This window comes from Streptomyces sp. NPDC045967 (assembly GCF_056430495.1).
In genome coordinates this window covers 631,948-649,660 of sequence record NZ_JBWKLE010000003.1, presented here as the reverse complement: position 1 = coordinate 649,660, position 17,713 = coordinate 631,948, and the positions used below count along the sequence as shown (strand labels likewise).

Annotated in this window: 16 protein-coding genes; 4 read left to right on the top strand and 12 right to left on the bottom strand. The window is 73.0% G+C overall.

The genetic code is table 11. The annotated features are described in order from the left end of the window. The first annotated feature begins 18 nt into the window (after nucleotides 1-18). Nucleotides 19-264 carry a DUF397 domain-containing protein gene (locus tag AC07FY_RS09905; protein WP_030708695.1) on the top strand — a complete coding sequence of 82 codons (246 nt, stop codon included), beginning with the start codon at nucleotides 19-21 and terminating at the stop codon, nucleotides 262-264. A gap of 156 nt (nucleotides 265-420) precedes the next feature. On the opposite strand, the gene AC07FY_RS09900 is transcribed toward AC07FY_RS09905, so the two are convergent. The 4 genes from AC07FY_RS09900 to eccB all read right to left on the bottom strand — a co-directional run bounded on the left by AC07FY_RS09900 (nucleotide 421) and on the right by eccB (nucleotide 4,211). Beyond that, entirely contained in the window at nucleotides 421-729 is a 309-nt protein-coding gene (locus AC07FY_RS09900) for a WXG100 family type VII secretion target (RefSeq protein WP_479003096.1), read from the bottom strand. Between the two features lie 42 nt (nucleotides 730-771). Then, nucleotides 772-1,113 carry a WXG100 family type VII secretion target gene (locus AC07FY_RS09895; RefSeq protein WP_479003093.1) on the bottom strand — a complete coding sequence of 114 codons (342 nt, stop codon included), beginning with the start codon at nucleotides 1,111-1,113 and terminating at the stop codon, nucleotides 772-774. A 213-nt stretch (nucleotides 1,114-1,326) separates the two neighbouring features. After that, nucleotides 1,327-2,604 carry a type VII secretion-associated serine protease mycosin gene (gene mycP, locus AC07FY_RS09890; protein ID WP_479003090.1) on the bottom strand — a complete coding sequence of 426 codons (1,278 nt, stop codon included), beginning with the start codon at nucleotides 2,602-2,604 and terminating at the stop codon, nucleotides 1,327-1,329. An 11-nt stretch (nucleotides 2,605-2,615) separates the two neighbouring features. Next, complete coding sequence (gene eccB, locus AC07FY_RS09885) at nucleotides 2,616-4,211, bottom strand: type VII secretion protein EccB (protein ID WP_479003087.1); 1,596 nt, start codon at nucleotides 4,209-4,211, stop codon at nucleotides 2,616-2,618. A 257-nt stretch (nucleotides 4,212-4,468) separates the two neighbouring features. Here eccB and eccE point away from each other — a divergent pair, with 257 nt between their 5' ends. The 3 genes from eccE (at nucleotide 4,469) to AC07FY_RS09870 (ending at nucleotide 9,000) form a co-directional block, all read left to right on the top strand. Continuing rightward, the gene (gene eccE, locus AC07FY_RS09880; protein WP_479003084.1) at nucleotides 4,469-5,749 is read left to right on the top strand and encodes a type VII secretion protein EccE; all 1,281 of its coding nucleotides are present in this window, start codon (nucleotides 4,469-4,471) and stop codon (nucleotides 5,747-5,749) included. Next, the gene (locus AC07FY_RS09875) at nucleotides 5,746-6,444 is read left to right on the top strand and encodes a hypothetical protein (RefSeq protein ID WP_479003081.1); all 699 of its coding nucleotides are present in this window, start codon (nucleotides 5,746-5,748) and stop codon (nucleotides 6,442-6,444) included. Before eccE ends, AC07FY_RS09875 begins: the two co-directional genes overlap by 4 nt. A gap of 111 nt (nucleotides 6,445-6,555) precedes the next feature. After that, complete coding sequence (locus AC07FY_RS09870) at nucleotides 6,556-9,000, top strand: SCO5717 family growth-regulating ATPase (RefSeq protein WP_479003078.1); 2,445 nt, start codon at nucleotides 6,556-6,558, stop codon at nucleotides 8,998-9,000. A 96-nt stretch (nucleotides 9,001-9,096) separates the two neighbouring features. On the opposite strand, the gene AC07FY_RS09865 is transcribed toward AC07FY_RS09870, so the two are convergent. The 8 genes from AC07FY_RS09865 to rimP all read right to left on the bottom strand — a co-directional run bounded on the left by AC07FY_RS09865 (nucleotide 9,097) and on the right by rimP (nucleotide 17,563). Next, nucleotides 9,097-10,053, bottom strand: a complete 957-nt coding sequence (locus AC07FY_RS09865) for a bifunctional riboflavin kinase/FAD synthetase (RefSeq protein WP_479003075.1) — start codon at nucleotides 10,051-10,053, stop codon at nucleotides 9,097-9,099. A 420-nt stretch (nucleotides 10,054-10,473) separates the two neighbouring features. Continuing rightward, nucleotides 10,474-11,379, bottom strand: coding sequence for a tRNA pseudouridine(55) synthase TruB (truB, locus tag AC07FY_RS09860; protein WP_479003073.1), 906 nt, complete (start codon nucleotides 11,377-11,379; stop codon nucleotides 10,474-10,476). Next, nucleotides 11,376-11,834 carry a 30S ribosome-binding factor RbfA gene (gene rbfA, locus AC07FY_RS09855; protein WP_479003070.1) on the bottom strand — a complete coding sequence of 153 codons (459 nt, stop codon included), beginning with the start codon at nucleotides 11,832-11,834 and terminating at the stop codon, nucleotides 11,376-11,378. Before rbfA ends, truB begins: the two co-directional genes overlap by 4 nt. A gap of 40 nt (nucleotides 11,835-11,874) precedes the next feature. Next, nucleotides 11,875-12,168 (bottom strand): DUF503 domain-containing protein, encoded by a 294-nt coding sequence (locus AC07FY_RS09850; RefSeq protein ID WP_267717480.1) that lies wholly within the window; start codon nucleotides 12,166-12,168, stop codon nucleotides 11,875-11,877. A 153-nt stretch (nucleotides 12,169-12,321) separates the two neighbouring features. Beyond that, entirely contained in the window at nucleotides 12,322-15,438 is a 3,117-nt protein-coding gene (gene infB, locus AC07FY_RS09845; RefSeq protein ID WP_479003067.1) for a translation initiation factor IF-2, read from the bottom strand. 148 nt (nucleotides 15,439-15,586) lie between these two features. Further along, nucleotides 15,587-15,874, bottom strand: a complete 288-nt coding sequence (locus AC07FY_RS09840) for a YlxR family protein (protein WP_479003064.1) — start codon at nucleotides 15,872-15,874, stop codon at nucleotides 15,587-15,589. 157 nt (nucleotides 15,875-16,031) lie between these two features. Further along, a complete protein-coding gene (nusA, locus tag AC07FY_RS09835) occupies nucleotides 16,032-17,063 on the bottom strand; it encodes a transcription termination factor NusA (protein WP_479003061.1) in 1,032 nt (343 codons plus the stop codon). A gap of 2 nt (nucleotides 17,064-17,065) precedes the next feature. Continuing rightward, nucleotides 17,066-17,563: a ribosome maturation factor RimP gene (gene rimP / locus AC07FY_RS09830; RefSeq protein ID WP_479003058.1), complete on the bottom strand. Its 498-nt coding sequence runs from the start codon at nucleotides 17,561-17,563 to the stop codon at nucleotides 17,066-17,068. Nucleotides 17,564-17,713: the final 150 nt, after the last annotated feature.

Genomic DNA, 17,713 nt, shown 5'->3' with positions numbered 1-17,713 from the left:
CGAGGGGAAAGGCCGCACATGGGCACCCAGCAGGAGAAGGACGAGCTGTACGCGCTCGACATCAGCGGCGTGGAGTGGGAGGGCCCGCCCGGGACCAGCCCCGACGAGGAGCGGGTCGAGATCGCCCGGCTGCCCGAGGGCGCCGTGGCCATGCGCTCCTCGCTCGACCGGGACACGGTCCTGCGGTACACGGCGGCCGAATGGGAGGCCTTCGTGCTCGGCGCCCGCGACGGGGAGTTCGACCTGGACCGCCACCGGCCCTGAGCGGGCGGAAGCGGCGGCCGCCGACGGCGAAGGGGCGCGCCCGGTGCGGGCGCGCCCCTTCGGCTCCTGCCGGCGATCCGGTGCACGGCACACCGCACACGGGCGCATCGGCGTCCGCCGGTGTGTGCCGGTGCCTGCCCGCCGCACCGGAGTGGCTCAGTAGGCCTCGGTGAACAGGCGCGAGGCCTTCACGTCGGTGGCGCGGTAGTCGCCCTTGCCCTGCTCGATGAGCTTGGCGACCATCTCGAGCTTCTTCTGCATCTCGTCGGCGATGCGCTTGTACTTGGTCTGGAGGACCACGTACTCGCGGTGCGCCTCACCGTCCCAGGTGTCGGTGACGACCTTGACGGCCTGCTCCATCTCGGCCAGGTCCTTGATGATGTTGTTCGACACGACGCGGATGCGGTCCGCCATCTGCTGGACGGTCTCGTACCGTACCCGGGTGTTGCCGTCGTTGCCCGACATGCTCTTCTCCTTCGCTCTGGTGATGACCGGGGACGACGCCGGTCAGATGCTGTCGAGGCCGGAGCGGGCGCCGCCGGCGGAGGGGGCCACGGCGCGGAACGCCGCGCGGACGTCCTCGTCCTGGGCGTTGCTCAGGTTCTTGGTCTGCGAGACGGCGTTGTGCAGGACCCCGAGCAGCCGGCGGATCTCGTCGTGCTCCACGTTGAGGTCCGACTGGGCCTTGGCGAACCCGGCGGCGCCGACACCGGTCCAGCCGGCGCTCACGGTGGCGATGATGTCGGCCAGCTCCCGGGCCTGCGTGGTGACGGCGTTGGCCGTCTCGGAGATCCTGTTGGCCGCCTTGACGACCGGATCGTCCGCCAGCCCGAAGGTGTTCGTGCTCATCCGAAGCTCCTCACTTCTCAATTCGCCGGCAGAACCGACGGATTGCGTGGCGGAGCGGACGGTCCCGGCGCGGTCGTGGGTCACGCGCCCCGGACATCCCCCTCCGCTTCACGCGATCCCCCGATCACATTCGTGAAGCCTGCCGTCACTCTAGTCAGTTGGGCCTCACGGCCCAACACCACGGGGTCGCTTCCCCGGCCGGACCGTGGCCGTTCACTGCAAACGGCGCCGGCGCTTGCGGGCGTCCCGGACGACGGTCGCCGTCCCCGCGATGACCGCGATGACGACGGCACCGATGCCGAGAGCGTACGTGCCGAGCCGCTCGTCGCGCTCCCGGGCCGTCTCCGTCAGCTGGAGCGCGGCGGCCTCCGGGGCGGCGGCCGGTGGCGGACCGGGGTCGGGGACGGGCGCCTTCGGGGCCTCGCGGTCCTGGCTGAGCGCCCGCACCGGATCGACGACACCCCATCCGACGTAGTCGTCGCGGCCGTTGACCGAGCGTTCGGCCGTGTTCTGGATCTGCCAGACGATCTGCTGGGGCGACCAGTCCGGGTGCTTCGCGCGCAGCAGCGCGGCGACACCGGCGACGTACGGGGCGGAGAAGCTGGTGCCGTTGTCGATGCACTGGCCGAAGCCGGGGACGGTGGAGACCATGTCGACCCCGGGCGCCGCCACTCCGATGAAGTCGCCGGGCTGGGAGAAGGCGGCCCGCTCGTTGTTGCGGTCCGAGGCGGCCACCGCGAGCACGCCGGGAAAGGCCGCGGGGTACGTCTTGCGCTTCTCCCCGCTCAGGCCGTCGTTGCCCGCCGAGGCGATCACCACGACCTTGGCGTCGATGGCCTTCTGCACCGACTTGCTGAGTTCGGAGTCCGCGGTCAGCGGCGCGTCGGTGTCCTGGGAGATGTTGACGACCTGGGCCCCCTTGGCCACCGCGTGGTCGATCGCACGGCTCAAGGTCAGGGCGTTGCCCTCGCCCCGGCCGTCGTTCTGCCGGATCGGGATGATCGTGGCCTCCGGCGCCAGGCCCACGAAACCGGTGCCCTCCTGCGGGCGGGCCGCGATCAGTCCGGCGACCTTCGTTCCGTGGCCGACGGTGTCCTGGGTGCCGTCGCCGCCCTTGGGGTCGATCAGGTCCTTGCCGGCGCCGACGTCGAGGGCGCCGCTCAGCTGCGGGTTGGCCCGGTCCACGCCGGTGTCGATGACGGCGACGCGGACACTGGCGCCGTTCCTGTCCTTGCCCCTGGTGTGGGCCCACAGCTCGTCGAGGAGCAGCCGCTGGAGCGCCCAGGGCCGGTCCGCGATCTGCTTCTTCATGGGGAAGGTGCACTCCCCGGCGCCGTCGGGGCGCAGGGCGTACGGGCTCTCGCGGACGGCGGGCGCGGCTGCGGGCGCGGCTGCGGGCGCGGGCCAGGCGGTGGCCGCGGGCGCGGCGGCGCAGAGTCCGGCGACAGCGAGCGCGGCGGTGAGCGGGGCGCGGCGGCGCGGCGGGGTCATCGGCGGACGCCTCACGAACCCTGCGGCTGGCGCGCGGCGTTGGTGTCCAGCCGCGGCCCCTTGGAGAGGAACTCCGACCAGGCGATGGGCACCGGGGCCGGGGTGACGCCCGCGTAGCCGAGCCGGACCTGCGCCTGGCTGGGCTCGGGGGCGCCGGGGGCGCCCGCGGCGCCGCCCTGCGGCGGCTGCGTCGCGGGGGCGCCGATCCCCGACTGCGCCGCGTCGCTGTCGCCGTTGGCCTGCACGGCGTAGCGCAGGCCGGTGTCGGTGACGAGGAAGAGCGAGCCGCCGGCCGTGCTCTGCCTGCCCTGGACCTGTGTGTAGAGCAGTCCCGAGCCGGGCGTGACGTACGCGCTGGTGCCGCTGGCGGTGATGTCGACGGGGAATCCGGTGCCGGCCCAGGTGCTCAGGGTCTGGTTGCCCTGGCCGTCGACCGAGCGCAGGACGTTGCAGACGGTGTCGCGGGCGCCCGGGGCACCGGATGACGCGGCGCCGGCCGCCGGTGCGCCCTGGTTGACGCGCTCGGTCTTCTTCTGCGGCCACCTGAAGTCGCCACCGAACGGTGCGGGGTCCGGGCTGAGCGCCTGGAGGTCCACCTCGCGGGCCTTGCCGTGCATGTCGAGGCCGTCGGTCGCGGGCGCGGAGATCAGCAGCCACGCGACGAACTCGGAGACCGGCGCGACCTTCCCGGGCAGGACCACGTAGTGCTGGGTGCCCGAGCCCGTCTGCGCCTCCAGCACCATGCCGACCTTGTTGTCGGCCGTCCCAAGGCCCTTGACGTCGGCGTCGGCCCCGGCCCTGCCGGGCAGCTGCGGGAAGGACAGCGCGTCACCGGAGTTGAGGGTCGCCAGCCACTGCTCGGTGACCGGCTGCGGGGTCGCGCCCGTACCGACCAGGGCGTTGGTCATCGTGCCCGCGGCCGGGGAACCCTCGGGGAAGGCGTACTTCGTCCCGCTCGCGTCGACCAGGTAGCGCTCCTTGCCCGCGCCGGTGCTCTGCACGTACAGCGCCTGGGTGTCGGTGAGCCGGCGCCCGTCGTCCGTCAGGTGCGCCTCGCGGTCCGCGAGGACGAAGGCTGCGGTCTGCACCCCGCGGCCGTTGCCGCCGGGCTGCTGGCAGACGGCCCAGCGCTTCGCCTTGCCCGCGTCCTGCTTGGCGGGGAGCCGGTCGGGGGCGTAGGGGATGCCGATGATGGGGCCCCGCGGCGGCTTGCCCGCGTCCAGCACCTTGTCGTCGACCTGGATCACCTTGACCTTCGAGGGATCCAGCAGCAGTCGGGCCGAGGACAGGTTCAACACGGGGTGCAGGCGGGTCTGGTCCTTGCCGTTCACCTTCGTCGTCAGGACCACGTACCGGGTCGTCGACTGCTTGCCGACGATCACCCGGGCACCGGGCTCCGCCCAGCCCTTGGGGGCGGTGGGCTTGAACATGCCCCAGGCGCCGAAGGCGGCGAGGACGAGCGCGCCGACGATCACGCTCGGGACGACCGCGCGCAGCGGGCGCGGCGCGCCCTCCTCGGTGCCCGTCGCGGAGGGTTGCAAGAAAGCGGCCACCGTGCGCCGTTTCGCGAAGGTGTACGCGTTGAGCTCATCGCGTCGTGATGCCATGACCGCCTGGTTCTCCCCGCACGGCCCGGCCGGTGGGTACGGTCCCCGGGCCTCGTTCGTCGGACCGGGCACCTACTATGCCTCTTGACCGACGGTATGCAGGGGCCGGGTAGGGTGCTGGTGCCGCTCAGCGTCTCCCGCACCGGGCGATCCGGGCCCGTCGGGGCGGAGCGGGGAGGTACCGCGGCCGCGCGGCCGCCGTCGCGGCGGCGGGCCGGAGCCCACCGGGTCCGGTCGGCAAGAGGGGAAGTGCGCGAGTGAGGGCCACGGCGACGCAGCCGCAGACCGGTGGCGCAAGCGCACCCGCACACGGCGGGGTGACGCCGCATCCGAAGTCGAGCCCCGGCCGGTTCGGCCCGTTCCGATTGCAGCAGCTCGTCCTTCTCCAAGTGGCCGCGGCCGTCCTGCTGGTGGCCTGGGTGGTCGAACCGGTGCTGCTGGTGCCCGCCGGCGCGGCCGCACTCGTGTTGGTGACGCTCGCGGTCGTACGCCGGCGCCGGCGCTCCCTGCCCGAGTGGATCGGCGGCGCGCTCGCCCTGCGCGCCCGGCGGCGGCGGGCCGCGTCCCTCACCGTGCCGGCGGGCACCGAGCCCGGGCTGGCCCCGCTGGTCGAGGCGGATCCGGCGCTGCGCACCCTGACGTTCAGCGACCGCGACCGGCGGCCGGTCGGCATGATCGGCGACGGGACCTTCCTGACGGCCGTGGTCCAGGTGGACACCGACGCCACCGCACTGCGGCCCGACCGGGGGGCACGGCCGCTACCGCTGGCCGTCGTACGGGACGTCCTCGAAGTGGACGGCATCCGCCTGGAATCCGCGCAACTGGTGCAGCACACCCAGCCCGCACCGGCCCCGCACCTGCCCGCCCGGTCGATGGCGGCGCTCAACTACGCGCCGCTGCAGGCCCGCACGGGCACCCCGGCGGTGCGGCTCACGTGGATCGCGCTCAAGCTGGACCCGGAGCTGTGCCCGGAGGCGGTCACCGCACGCGGTGGCGGCCTGGCCGGTGCCCAGCGGTGCCTGGTACGGGCGGCCGACCAGCTGGTGAGCCGGCTGACCGGCGCCGGCTTCACGGCCGCCGTGCTGACCGAGCAGGGGCTCACGGCCGCCCTGGCCACCTCGTCGTGCGCGAACCCGATGGCCATCACCCAGGCCGGGCGGTCGGCCACCACGGGCCGGCGCACGGAGGAGACCCCGCGGGCCTGGCGGTGCGACGACCGGCGCCACACCACGTACTGGATAGGCCGCTGGCCCCGGCTGGGCGGCGCGGGGGCGGCGCCGCTGCCGCAGTTCGTGGCGCTGCTGACCTCGCTGCCCGCCCTCGCGACGACCTTCAGCCTGACGATGGCCCCGGCGGAGCGCCAGGGCGTGACGCTGACCGGGCATGTCCGGGTGACCGGGCGCAGCGATGAGGAACTGGTCGCCGCGCGACGGGAGTTGGAGCGGACAGCACGGGGCGTGAAGGCCGGTTTGGTCCGCCTGGACCGGGAACAGGTGCCGGGGCTGCTGGCCTCGCTGCCGCTGGGAGGGACGCGATGAAGGGCGGTTTCGGGCTGGTCGGCCCGCGTCGGGAGCGCCACGTGGTGCCCGCCGTGGACCTCGACCTGCTCTCGCTGCCCGTCGGGGACGACGGGGTCGTCATCGGCGTGGACGCCGGCGGGCGGCCGGCGGTCCTCGGCGTCAACCGGCCGACGCCGTACGAGGTGACGCTGATCGGCGGACTGTGGACGGCGCAGGTGCTGGCGCTGCGCGCGGCGGCCACGGGGGCCCGGGTGGCGGTGGAGACCGGGCGCGGGCCCGTATGGGCCGCTCTGGCCCGGGCGGCGGGCGGCGGGCAGCAGTGCGTGACGCTGCACGATGTGGGCCGGGTGCCGCCGCAGGGCGCGTCGGCGGGCAGTCCGGTGCTGGTGATCCGCGACTGCGGGATGCGGCCGCCGCGCGGGCGCGTGGTGGCCGGCCCCTGGCAGTCGGTCCTGACGCTGCTGCCGTATCTCAGCCCGACGGCGCCGCGGTTGCTGCGGCAGGCGTCGCTGGTGGGCGTGCAGCGGGTGTCACCGGACGAGGCGGAGCAGATCGGCCGGCTGATGGGCCTGCCGGGACCCGCGGTGGACTCCCTGCCGACGCTGGGCGACGGGGTGACGCTGTGGTGCACGGCGCGGGACCGGCAGTTCGTGATGACGCAGGGGACGGAAACCGAGACGGGCCTGCTGGGCGCGGCCCGGCGCATCGACTGAGCGCGGGTGGGACGGACGGGGCGGACACCGGCACCGGGCCGCGATTAGGCTGGGCGTGGGCGCGGCGTGGAGGTGGGCGCCGGACCGGTGTTCGACAGACCAGGAGGACCAGTGAACGGCGATCGGAACGAGAGCCGCGGCGGGACGTGGGACGTCCCGACGGACGATCAGTCCGACGCGGAGCCCGAGCTGACGGGCGAGTTCACCATCGACTACACCCCGCCGGCCTGGTACACGCAGGGTGCGGCTCCGGCCGCCCGGGTGCCGGGGCTGCCCGAGGGCAGCGGTTTCGAGCCCCACCAGCCGTCGGACGTGGCCTCGCCCCCGACGATGCGGATGGCGCCGCCGGCGCCGCGGCCCCCGACGGACGACCCGGACCGGCCGGCCGCAGCCCCGTCGACCCCGCAGACCCGGACTCCGGCCGAGCCCCCGGCTCCCACGGACGCGGCTCCGGCTCCGGCTCCGGCGGGTCCGCCATTCCCGGCTCCGGTCGAGGCTCCGGCTCCGGCGTTCCCGGCGCAGGTCGAGACTCCGGCTCCGGCACCCGCCCCCAACCCCGCCCCGGTCGAGGCTCCGGCGTTCCCGGCACCGGTCGAGACTCCGGCTCCGGCTCCGGCGTTCCCGGCGCAGGTCGAAACCCCGGCTCCGGCACCGACCCCCGCCCCCGCCCCGGTCGAGGTTCCGGCCTTCCGGGCTCCGGTGTTCCCGTCCAGCGCGCCCGAGGCCCCCGCGCCGGCCGCTCCCCCGGCAGCCGCGGAGAACCCCGAGGCCCCGGCGCGGATCGAGGCGCCCGCCTACCGGGCCGAAGCCCCTGCGCCCCCGGCACCCGCGGCCGCCCCGGACCGGGTCCAAACACCGGCCTACCAGGCCGACGTACCCACGGCTCCCGCGCAGACCCCCGAGACCCCGGAGAGCCCGGCCCGCATCGAGGCGCCCGCCCACCATGCCGAGGCGCCGGCGCCCCCCGCCCCTCCGGCCCCCGCGGAGGCCCCCGTTCGGATCGACGCGCCGTCGTACCCCGCCCCGGCGCACCCGCCGGCCGAGCCCGAGGCGCCGTCGTACCCAGCCCCCGTGCCGCCCCCGGCCGAGGCTTCCGCCCCTGGCGAGCCCCCCCGACCGGTCAGCCCCACGGACGTACCGCACGCCGCCGCCGAGAACCCGTACGGGGGACCCGCAGGCCAACCGCAGTCCCCGCCGCCCGTCTTCCCGGCCCCGAGCGACTACGCGTTCCAAGCGCCGGCGCCGGCGCCCGCGCCCGTTCCGCAGCACGACCCCCGTTCCGGCGCCCAGTGGCCCCACGGACCGCAGCACGCCCAGCCCCAGCCGCAGCCGCACGACCCGCGCTACTCCGGCCAGCCCTCCGCCGGCGGGGGCGGCGGGGCGCCGCTCGGCTACACGGCCGCCGTCGAGCTGTCCTCGGACCGCCTGCTGCGCAACAAGCAGAAGCCGAAGAGCAACAACGGCGCCGCCGGCGGCAGCCGGTTCCGCTTCGGCGGCAAGGCGGCGGAGGCGGAGCGCCAGCGCAAGCTGGAGCTGATCCGCACCCCGGTCATGTCCTGCTACCGCATCGCCGTCATCAGCCTCAAGGGCGGCGTCGGCAAGACCACGACCACCACCGCGCTCGGCGCCACCCTCGCCACCGAGCGCCAGGACAAGATCCTGGCCATCGACGCGAACCCGGACGCCGGAACCCTCGGCCGCCGCGTGCGCCGCGAGACCGGGGCCACCATCCGCGACCTGGTCCAGGCGATCCCGTACCTCAACTCGTACATGGACATCCGCCGGTTCACCTCGCAGGCGCCCTCCGGCCTGGAGATCATCGCCAACGACGTGGACCCGGCCGTCTCGACGACGTTCAACGACGAGGACTACCGCCGCGTCATCGAGACGCTGGGCCGCCAGTATCCGATCATCCTCACCGACTCGGGCACCGGCCTTCTCTACTCCGCCATGCGCGGGGTGCTGGACCTCGCCGACCAGCTCATCATCATCTCGACCCCGTCCGTGGACGGCGCCAGCAGCGCCAGCACCACCCTCGACTGGCTCTCCGCCCACGGGTACGCCGACCTCGTCTCGCGCTCCCTGACCGTCATCTCGGGGGTCCGCGAGACCGCCAAGATGATCAAAATCGAGGACATCGTGCAGCACTTCGAGACCCGCTGCCGCGGTGTCGTCGTGGTGCCGTTCGACGAGCACCTCGCGGCTGGCGCCGAGGTCGATCTCGACATGATGCGCCCCAAGACCCGCGAGGCCTACTTCAACCTGTCCGCCCTCGTGGCGGAGGACTTCCTGCGGGCGCAGCAGCAGGCGCCGCAGGGCCACTGGGGAGCCCCGCACCAGCAGCACCCACAGCACCAGCCCCAGCCCCAGCCCCAGCAGCACCCGCAGTACGGCTATCCCCAGGGCCAGCCCCCGTACCAGCAGCCGCCGCAGCAGCCGCAGCCGTACGCCCAGCCCTACCCGCAGCCCGGCCAGCCCTGGCAGCCCCCGGCCCCGCAGCAGCAGCCGCCGCCGCAGGCGCCCCAGCAGCCGCCGCGGGACCCGCGCCTCGGCTGACCGGCCGGCACCAGCGGGAAAGGGCCCGTACCGCCCCGGAATTCCGGTGCGGTACGGGCCCTTTCCCGTCTGTCGGTGTGAGCCGGCGTCAGTTCGTCAGCGCGCCGTGTCGTACGCGTCCGTCAGCACCCGGGCACGCTTCACGTCGTCTGCGATCGCCTCCAGCAGCCCGTCCAGCGACTCGAACCTGGCCATCCCCCGCACATAGGCGAGGAAGTCGACGGCGACGTGCTTGCCGTACAGGTCCAGCCCGATCCGGTCGATCGCGTACGCCTCCACGGTCCGCTCGGTCGCGTCGAACTGCACGTTGGTGCCCACCGAGATCGCCGCGGGCATCCGCTCGCCGTCGGCCGTCAGCCAGCCCGCGTACACCCCGTCCGCCGGGATCGCGGTGTGCGGCGCCGTGTCGACGTTCGCGGTCGGGTATCCGAGCTCACGACCGCGCTGCGCACCGCGCACCACCACGCCCTCGACCCGGTGCGGGCGCCCGAGGATCTCGGCCGCGCCCTCCATGTCGCCCTCCGCCACCAGCCGGCGGGCCAGCGTCGAGGAGAAGGGCACGCCGCCCCCGGCCTCGCCGCGCTCGACCAGGTCCACGACCTCGACCTCGTAGTCGTAGGTGGCGCCCAGCTCGCGCAGGAAGTCCACGTTCCCGGCGGCCCGGTGACCGAAACGGAAGTTGGGGCCCTCGATGACGGCCCGCGCGTGCAGCTTGTCGACGAGCACCTTCACGATGAAGTCGGCCGGGGACAGCTTCGAGAACTCCGCGGTGAACGGCAGGATCAGCAGGGCGTCCACGCCCAGCCCGGCCATCAGCTCCGCGCGCCGGTCGTAGGGGGCCAGGATCGGCGGGTGGCTGCCGGGGCGGACGACCTCGCTCGGGTGCGGGCTGAAGGTGACGACGACCGACGGCACGCCGAGCTCGCGCGCCGCGGCCACGGCCCGTCCGATGATCAGCTGATGACCCCGGTGCACACCGTCGTAGGAGCCGATGGTGACGACGCTGCGTCCCCAGTCCTGGGGGATGTCCTCCAAGCCACGCCAGCGCTGCACTGTGACCGCTCCTCGCCCGAACCCGTGTAGGCCTTGTACCGATTGCCGATTGCAGGTCTAAGACTGCCATGCCGGTGCCCGGGGCCCCGCATCGGCGTCCGGCTCGCACCGCCGCCCGCGCCTCCCGGCCCCGCCTCGCGGCACGTCCGACGCGGAGGCGGTCCCGGTGCCGCCGAGCAGCCGCCCCTGCCGCCGTCCGACGAGCGGGCCACCGTGCCCGGAGCGACTCGCGGGGCGAACGCGCCCCCCAATGCTCCCTCCATTCACTCCGAGCGCCTGCTCGGACGGGTGAATTTCAGGGCCGGGATGGATAAAGACCTACCCGAGGGGGGTCGTGGAACGGTGAGCGCCGGTCATCGTGCGCTCACCGCTCCACGTCGGCGACCGCCGCCCCCGATCGGGCACGGCGGCCCCGGCGGGTCAGACGAAGACCGCGAGGGACTTGGCCTTGCCGCCCTTGTTCTCCACCAATCCCAGCAGCGTGCCCTGGGGTCCGAAGACCGCCACGGTCCGGCCGGGCTCGTATGCGTCGGGCATCTCGATCCGCACGCCGTTGGCGAGGAGCGAGGCGCGCCGGGCGTCCAGGTCCCAGCGCGGGAAGGCCGCGGCCGCCGCCTCGCCGATCGGCATGACGGTCAGCTCTTCCTGGAGCTGGTCCAGCGTCCGCGCCCGGTCGAGCTTGTAGGGGCCCACCCGGGTGCGCCGCAGCGCGGTCAGGTGCCCGCCGACGCCGAGGTCGGCGCCCAGGTCACGGGCGAGCGCGCGGATGTAGGTGCCGCTGGAGCAGACGACCGAGACGACGAGGTCGACGACCTTGGTGCCGTCCTCGGCCTCCGCCTCGCGCATGTCGTACACCTGGAAGGAGGAGACGGTGACCGGCCGGGCCGGGATCTCGAAGTCCTCGCCGTCCCGCGCGCGCTTGTAGGAGCGCACGCCCTTGATCTTGATGGCGCTGACCTTGGACGGGACCTGCATGATCTCGCCGGTCAGCTTGGCGATGCCCGCGTCCACGGCCTGCCGGGTGACCCCGGTGGCGTCCGTGGAGGCGGTGATCTCGCCCTCGGCGTCGTCGGTCAGGGTGACCTGGCCCAGGCGGACCGTGCCGAGGTACTCCTTCTCCGTGAGCGCGAGGTGGCCGAGGAGCTTGGTGGCCTTCTCGACGCCCAGGACCAGCACGCCCGTCGCCATCGGGTCGAGCGTGCCGGCGTGGCCGACGCGGCGGGTCCTGGCGATCCCGCGCATCTTGGCGACCACGTCGTGCGACGTGAAGCCGGACGGCTTGTCGACGATGACAAGGCCGTCCGGCGTTCCTGCGTTGCTGCTCATTCCGCGGCTGCGTCCTCGTCGGAGTCGTCGTCCTCATCGGGCTTCTTGTACGGGTCGGCGTCGCCGGCGTACTGGGCGCCGGAGGAGACCTCCCGCACCTGGGCGTCGGAGGCCCGCGCCTTGTTGAGGAGGTCCTCGATGGTCTTCGCGTTCTCCGGGAGGGCGTCCGCGATGAAGGTCAGGGTGGGCGTGAACTTGGTGCCCGCGGCCCGGCCGACCGCGGAGCGCAGTACGCCCTTGGCGCTCTCCAGGCCCGCTGCCGCGCTGGCCCGGTCCTCGTCGTCGCCGTAGACCGTGTAGAAGACCGTGGCCTCCCGCAGGTCGCCGGTGACCCGGGTGTCGGTGATGGTCACGTGCGTACCCAGGCGGGGGTCCTTGACACCGCGCTGCAGCTTCTCCGCCACCACCTCCCGGATGAGGTCCGCCAGCTTCTTCGCCCGCGCATTGTCGGCCACTGGTCCGTCTCCTTCTTCTGTCGTGCAGAAAAGCTAAAGTTCAGTCTTCATCACCGTGGAAGCGCCGTCGTACGGACAGCAGCTCCACTTCCGGACGCGCAGCGACCAGCCGCTCACAGCGGTCCAGTACGTCCGAGAGGAACCCGGCGTCCCCACTCACCAGCGCGACCCCCAGGCGGGCCCTGCGGTGCAGATCCTGGTCGCCCACTTCGGCCGCGCTCACCGAGAACTTGCGTTGGAGCTCGGCGACGATGGGCCGGACGACGGAGCGTTTCTCCTTCAGCGAGTGGACGTCGCCGAGGAGCAGGTCGAAGGACAGAGTCCCCACGTACATGCAGTTCCGGATGTCCCGCCGGTTCGGGTTAGGTGGCCTGCCGGCCGTCGCACGGCAGGGTCACCAGAACCGTACACGCAACGGCCGGGGCCGATCGACGGATATTCCGCCGACCGGCCCCGGGGTTACGACACGGTGCGAACCGCCTCGCGCTTACGCGCGGGGCTTCTCGCGCATCTCGTACGTCGCGATGACGTCGTCGATCTTGATGTCGTTGAAGGAGCCGAGGTTGATACCGCCCTCGAAGCCTTCGCGGATCTCGGTGACGTCGTCCTTGAAGCGGCGCAGACCGGAGATGGTGAGGTTCTCGGCGACGACCTTGCCGTCACGCAGGAGCCGCGCCTTGGTGTTGCGCTTGACCTCGCCGGACCGGATGAGGACACCGGCGATGTTGCCCAGCTTGGACGAGCGGAAGATCTCGCGGACCTCCGCCGTACCGAGCTCGACCTCTTCGTACTCCGGCTTGAGGAGGCCCTTGAGCGCCGCCTCGATCTCCTCGATGGCCTGGTAGATCACCGAGTAGTAGCGGACGTCGACACCCTCGCGGTCCGCCATCTGCGCGGCACGGCCGGCCGCACGGACGTTGTAACCGATGACGATGGCGTCGGAGCCCATCGCCAGCGAGATGTCGGACTCGGTGACCGCACCCACACCGCGGTGCAGGACCCGGATGTCGACCTCTTCACCGACGTCGAGCTGGAGCAGCGAGGACTCGAGAGCCTCGACCGCACCGGACGCGTCGCCCTTGATGATGAGGTTGAGTTCCTGGACCAGACCGGCCTTGAGCACGGAGTCGAGGTCCTCGAGGGACACGCGACGGACGCGCTTGGCGAAGTTGGCGTTGCGCTCACGCGCAGCACGCTTCTCGGCGATCTGACGGGCCGTGCGGTCCTCGTCGACGACGAGGAAGTTGTCGCCGGCGCCGGGGACGTTGGTGAGACCCAGGACCAGGACGGGGGTCGACGGACCCGCTTCCTCGACGTTGTTGCCCTTGTCGTCGAGCATGGCGCGCACACGGCCGTAGGCGTCGCCCACGACCATCGTGTCGCCGACGCGGAGGGTACCGCGCTGGACGAGGACGGTGGCGACGGCACCGCGGCCGCGGTCGAGGTGGGACTCGATCGCAATACCCTGAGCGTCCTGCTCCGGGTTGGCGCGCAGGTCGAGCGAGGCGTCGGCGGTGAGGACGACGGCCTCGAGCAGCGAGTCGATGTGCAGACCCTGCTTGGCGGAGATGTCGACGAACATCGTGTCGCCGCCGTACTCCTCGGCGACCAGACCGAACTCGGTGAGCTGACCGCGCACCTTGACCGGGTCGGCACCCTCGACGTCGATCTTGTTGACCGCGACGACGATCGGGACGCCGGCGGCCTTGGCGTGGTTGAGCGCCTCGATCGTCTGCGGCATGACGCCGTCGTTGGCCGCGACCACGAGGATCGCGATGTCGGTCGACTTGGCACCGCGGGCACGCATGGCGGTGAACGCCTCGTGACCGGGGGTGTCGATGAAGGTGATGCGACGCTCTTCGTCGTTCACCTCGGTGGAGACCTGGTAGGCACCGATGTGCTGGGTGATGCCACCGGCCTCGCCCGCGACGACGTTCGTCTTGCGGATGGCGTCGAGCAGGCGGGTCTTACCGTGGTCGACGTGACCCATGACGGTGACGACCGGCGGACGCGGCATGAGGTATTCCTCGCCGCCCTCGTCCTCGCCGAACTCGATGTCGAAGCCCTCGAGGAGCTCGCGGTCCTCTTCCTCCGGGCTGACGATCTGAACCGTGTAGTTCATCTCGCCGGCCAGCATCTCGAGCGTCTCGTCGGAGACGGACTGCGTGGCAGTGACCATCTCGCCGAGGTTCATCATGACCGCGACCAGCGACGCCGGGTTGGCGTTGATCTTCTCCGCGAAGTCGGTGAGGGACGCACCGCGCGACAGGCGAACGGTCTCGCCGTTGCCGCGGGGCAGCATCACGCCACCCACGGACGGGGCCTGCATGGCCTCGTACTCCTGGCGCCTCTGACGCTTGGACTTGCGGCCACGACGGGCCGGACCGCCGGGACGGCCGAACGCACCCTGCGTGCCACCACGGGCACCGGGACCGCCGGGACGCCCGCCGAAGCCGGGACGACCGCCGCCACCGGCACCGGCCGGACCGCCGCCGAAGCCGCCGCCACCGGGACGCGGGCCGCCGAAGCCGCCACCGCCGCCGGGACGCGAGCCGGGACCGGCCGGACGGCCGGCGAAGCCGCCGCCCGCGGGACGACCGGCGCCGCCGGGACGCGGACCGCCCGCACCGGGACCACGGCCACCGGGGCCGCCGCCGGGACGGGGACCGGGACCGCCGGCAGCGGGACGCTGCGGCATCATGCCCGGGTTGGGACGGTTACCGCCGGGAGCACCGCCCGGACGCGGGGCGCCGCCCTGCGGACGGGGCATGCCGCCCGGGGTGGGACGGCCCGCACCGGCGCCCTGCGGACGCGGAGCGCCGCCGGGGCCGCCCTGCGGACGGGGAGCACCCTGACCGCCGCCGGCGCCGGGGGCACCGGGACGCGGGGCGCCGGCCGGACGGGGCGCCTGCGGGCGCGCCATGCCGGTGGAGCCGCCGGAGGTGAAGGGGTTGTTGCCCGGACGGGGACCGGCCGGACGTGCGCCCTGCGGACGCGGGGCCTGGCCGCCGGGACGCGGTGCCTGGGCACCGGGGGTGGCGCCGGCCGGACGCGGGGCGCCGGGACGGGCGCCGGGCTGACCGCCCTGGGCGGCCGGACGCTGCTGCGCCGGACGGGGACCGGGGGCCGAGGGGCGCTCGGTGCGCTCGGTGCGCGCCGGGGCGGCGGGAGCCGCCGGAGGCGCGGAGAACTCGGTCGCCACGGGAGCCGCCGGAGCGGGCTTCGGGGCGGCCGGGGCCTTCGGGCCGGGACGCGGGCCGGGTGCGGCCGGCGTCACCGGAGCGCCTGCGGCCGGAGCCTCTGCGGCGGCCGGCTTGGGGGCCGGTGCGCCGGGCTTCGGGGCGGCGGGACGTGCCGCGGCGGCCGGGGAGGGCGCCGCGGGCTTTGCCGGCGCGGCCTTGCGGGGCGCGCCGGGCTTCGCAGCGGACTTGCCGGCGTTGCCGCCGGGCCCCTGCAGTGCGTCAGTCAACTTGCGTACAACCGGCGCCTCGATCGTCGAGGACGCCGAACGGACGAACTCACCGAGTTCCTGGAGCTTGGCCATGACGACCTTGCTCTCAACTCCGAACTCCTTGGCGAGTTCGTATACCCGGACCTTAGCCACTTCGCTCCTTTTAGGTCCGGGTTACGCCGGACCGTTGCTACTTCATGGGCGTACTCATCGCGTACTCATCGAGTGCTCATCGCAATCTCGACCTACTTCCAACTCGCGAGGTACCTGACCGCACGGGGTATCCGTGCCGTTCTACGTCTTACGGTGTCGCCTCGGCCTCTGGGGCCAGGGCCTTGCGCAGTTCCGCCGTGTCGAGCGCTCCGGCGGACCGGAGGGCCCGGGGGAACGCCCGGCGGCGGACCGCCTGGTCGAGGCAGACCACGGCGGGGTGCACGTAGGCACCCCGGCCGGGCAGCGTACCGCGTGGATCGGGGACGCATTCGTCCTCGACCGCCACGATGCGCAGCAGATCGCTCTTGGCCGCTCGCTCCCGACACCCCACACAGGTGCGTTCGGGGCGTGCGCGGGCTTGCGTCCGGCCAGACACGCCTAAGTCTACCTCCCCGCACCGACCCTCTCCCGACATGTTCCGGGCGAAAATCGAACGGCTGTTGTGTTGTGGTGATCCGCCCGGCCGGTGTATGGCCGCGCGGCGCTCACTCAGAACCCTGTCTACCGCCCGGGCAACCCCGGGCGATAGCGGTTTATTCCCGCGGACGGCCGCGGTTATTCCCGTTGCCGTCCGCGTCGGCGTCCTCGGACGTCTCCGTGTCGGGACGGATGTCGATGCGCCAGCCGGTGAGCCGCGCGGCGAGGCGGGCGTTCTGGCCCTCCTTGCCGATGGCCAGCGACAACTGGTAGTCGGGGACGGTCACCCGCGCGGAGCGGGTGTCCCAGTCCACGACCTCGACCTTGCTCACCCGGGCGGGTGACAGCGCGTTCGCGACCATCTCCGCCGGGTCGTCCGACCAGTCGACGATGTCGATCTTCTCACCGTGCAGCTCGGCCATGACGTTGCGCACACGGCTGCCCATCGGGCCGATGCAGGCGCCCTTGGGGTTGAGGCCCGAGCGCGTCGATCGGACGGCGATCTTGGTGCGGTGGCCGGCCTCGCGGGCGATCGCCGAGATCTCGACGCTGCCGTCCGCGATCTCCGGGACCTCCAGCGCGAAGAGCTTCTTCACCAGGTTGGGGTGGGTGCGCGACAGCGTCACGGACGGACCGCGGACACCCTTCGCCACCCGCACGACGTACGCCTTCAGGCGCAGCCCGTGCGTGTACTCCTCGCCGGGCACCTGCTCCTGCACCGGCAGGATGGCCTCGAGCTTGCCGATGTCGACGAGGACGTTCTTGGGGTCCTTGCCCTGCTGGACGACGCCGGTGATGACGTCGCCCTCCCGGCCGGCGAACTCGCCGAAGGTCAGGTCGTCCTCGGCGTCGCGCAGACGCTGCAGGATCACCTGCTTGGCGGTCGTCGCGGCGATGCGCCCGAAGTCCGACGGCGTGTCGTCGAACTCCTTGGGCTCCTGGCCCTCTTCGAGGTCCCTCGGGTCCTCCGTCGCCCACACGACCACGTGACCGTTGGTGCGGTCCAGCACGACGCGGGCGCGGCGGAAGCTCCCTTCGGTCCGGTGGTACGCGATGAGGAGGGCCGACTCGATCGCCTCGACGAGCAGGTCGAAGGAGATCTCCTTCTCGCGGACCAGACCCCGCAGGGCACTCATGTCGATGTCCACGGCTACGCCTCCTCTTCCTTCTTGTCCTTGCGGCTGAACTCGATCTCGACACGCGCCTTGGCGATGTCGGTGAAAGCAATGCGGCGGGCGGTCGCCTTGCGGCCCTTCACGCCCGGGACCTCGACGTCCAGTCCCTCGTCGTCGACGCCGAGGATGCGGGCGACCAGTTCCCCGCCCTCGGCCAGCTGGAACTTCACCAGGCGGCCCGTCGCACGCACGTAGTGGCGGTGCTCGCTGAGGGGGCGGTCCGCGCCCGGGGAGCTGACCTCGAGGACGTACTCGTCCTCGCCCATCACGTCGGAGGCGTCGAGCTGGTCGGAGACCTCACGGCTCAGCTCTGCGCACGCGTCCAGTTCCACACCCTCGTCGGAGTCCACGATGATCCGCAGCATCCGGCGCTTGCCCGCCTTGGACAGCTCGATCTCCTCGAGGTCCAGGCCCTTGGCGGCGACGAGCGGCTCCAGCAGTCCGCGCAGCCTGTCGCTCTGGGTGGTGCTCATCCGGGTGACTCCTCGGCCGCGTGTGCTGTTGTGGTTTCCGTCGTGCGTCAGGTCAAAGGGTATCCGGTCGCGGAGGGTGTTGCCGTCCGCCCTCGGGACGGGGCCCCGGGTACGGTGATCACACCTGCCCCGCCATCACCCCCGAGGACG